At 43.3% G+C, this 446-nt stretch carries 1 protein-coding gene; it reads right to left on the bottom strand.

The window, feature by feature from the left end; all coding sequences use genetic code 11:
* A partial coding sequence (locus NB463_RS16170; protein ID WP_258431706.1) for a transposase occupies positions 1-446 on the bottom strand: 446 nt, incomplete at both ends.

The following is a 446-nucleotide window of genomic DNA, read 5'->3' as shown; positions in this document are numbered from 1 at the left end:
ATGCAGGCAACAATGGCAACTTTTTTCGGTTTTCCTGCCGTAAGTAGTCGTTCATAAGTTGCTCTGAAAACAGGGTTGCATTGGATAGCCGACATCATCGCCATGTACATAACGGTCCTAACTTGAGTCCGCCCTCCTTGTATCAGCCGCTTACCTTTAAAGCGGCCACTTTCTCTTGTTATCGGTGCGACACCAATGAGAGAAGAAGCTTGTTTGTTAGTGATAAAGCCCAACTCGGGTACATTACTAATTAGGGATGCCGCAAGGACTTTACCAACACCAGGCATGCTTTGGAGAATAGTATTTTTGGCTTGATACTCAGGACAACTCTCAATCAGTTTCGCTATCTTTGCTTCTACTTTTTCAATCTGATTTTTCAGGGCGGTAAGGATAGGGGTAATCGTAGACGAGATATTCTTAGGTAATATTTGTAGTCGGTTTCTTTC

The organism is Vibrio sp. RM-41-2B (assembly GCF_024744415.1).
GTDB classification, from domain to species: Bacteria; Pseudomonadota; Gammaproteobacteria; order Enterobacterales; family Vibrionaceae; genus Vibrio; species Vibrio diabolicus.
This window is presented reverse-complemented; position numbering and strand designations above follow the sequence as displayed.